The sequence below is a fragment of the Vibrio sp. 1874 genome (assembly GCF_033344395.1).
Classification (GTDB): Bacteria; Pseudomonadota; Gammaproteobacteria; order Enterobacterales; family Vibrionaceae; genus Vibrio; species Vibrio alginolyticus.
Map to the genome: position 1 here is coordinate 1 of NZ_JAWPOR010000063.1, position 1,666 is coordinate 1,666.

Annotated in this window: 2 protein-coding genes; both read left to right on the plus strand. The window is 38.5% G+C overall.

Going from position 1 to position 1,666, the window contains the following annotated elements; all coding sequences use genetic code 11:
* Nucleotides 1-107 precede the first annotated feature (107 nt).
* On the plus strand, nucleotides 108-929 hold the full coding sequence (locus R8N46_RS24530; protein WP_250156733.1) for a hypothetical protein: 822 nt from the start codon (nucleotides 108-110) through the stop codon (nucleotides 927-929).
* A 69-nt stretch (nucleotides 930-998) separates the two neighbouring features.
* Entirely contained in the window at nucleotides 999-1,496 is a 498-nt protein-coding gene (locus R8N46_RS24535; RefSeq protein WP_115386084.1) for a hypothetical protein, read from the plus strand.
* Nucleotides 1,497-1,666: the final 170 nt, after the last annotated feature.

Consider the following 1,666-nt stretch of genomic DNA (forward strand, 5'->3'; position numbering starts at 1 on the left):
TTTGCGGTGGCTTATGTGATTAAGGCGCTGTGCGGTAGCTTTTGTATTGCGTTACTCACACCTTAGCAAGGCGTTAGCTGTCCTATTTTAGAAAGGAGTACATAGTATTGGAAGAGTTGAGGTATTTGTCGAGAATATACTACCAAAACACAGTAAGCTTCTCTTACTTTGAAGCAAGAGGAATCCTGTATTTAATAGTCGCTTTGATTCTTTTTTTGTTAAGTGCGTATTTTCAAATTGCTTTAAGAATCGATTTATTGTCGATACTTCTAATGATCTTTGCTGGGTTATTGTTAGCGAAAGCCAGGAGGCGTTATGACAGAAACCTAATACGCCACTTATCTAACTTCACGCTTCTAAACAGTGATAACGTTGATCATCACAAAGCTGTATACCTCCAAACTTTAGTTTCTCACATTGGATCATCTTTATTTGATGCGATGAAAGATCTAAAGGAAATCAGAGAAATTGCTAAGAGTGAGCATGGGTTATCTAGTAGGTCAGAATGGTCTCGATTTTGTAACTTTATTTATAATCCTGATTCAAAGAATCGAATTCTAAGTTTGGTTATTTATCTTATTAGCTTAGTTGCCTTAATCGTAGTGCCTCGTTCTGATAATGACAGTGGATTTTATCACTTAATCAGCCATCTATCTTTTAGTGAAGCATGGGGATACTTGATGTTCGCTGCATTTTTCATTGTTCTTGGTTACGTTGTCTTAGTTTTACCTGTGATGTATTTATATAAATTCGGTGTTGTGCCTATGCTCTTAAAAACGTCTTCGGTAGATGCTCTCTCTAGGTTCTTTATATCGGAGCTTGCTAAATCGCGTACCTGGACAATCGAGTGCAACGGAGCAGCTAACAAACAGTTCAAGAGGGATTCAGCACGCATGGCATTTTTGTCATGCGTTAGGTTTAGTGATTAAGGCGTGATGCGGTAACGTCGGTGTTGCGTGCTTCACCCCTTAACTGGGCGTTATATTTTTTGAGGGGCTATGAAGAAACAATTAGCGTTAATTTTTTCATCAGCTACAACTATATTGAGTGCAGTCTGGTTGTGGAAAGAGGGCGGTTATGAACCAGCAATTGTTTTAATTGGTGGTGTTGGTGGTTTGATTCTTTCCTTGTACCCCACTAAGGATGAAAATTCTGATAAGTTTCCAGCCCCGACACATATAGAGCATGAAGTTTTAGATGAACTCTATATACACATCTTGCATGTTGAAGGAACTATTAATAAGAGTTTTCTTGATCGACGACTTTGGAATGAACTTCAAGACAACTTAGATCAACTAAAGCGTTTTTATCATAAAAATAAGATTAAGTTCCCTGATACATTAGATCAAAAGGTGCTTGAGGTTATTATGATTGGGCGGAACGTGATGAGTTCGGAAATTAATCAATCTATACCAACAGAGCTAGCAAGTGCTTATCGTAGTTCAAAAGACAATGTTATCGCTGAAATTCGGTTACTAAAAGGTATCGAGCACTAAAATATAACAAACTGTTTAAGAGTGATTCGCAACGCGTGGCATTTTTACTATGCGTTAGGTTTAGTGGTTAAGGTGGTATGCGGCGGCTTCGGTATTGCGTTGCTCACACCTTAACAGGGCGTTAGGTTTCTCCACGGGAAACATCGAATACAAGGATTTTGGGTCATGGA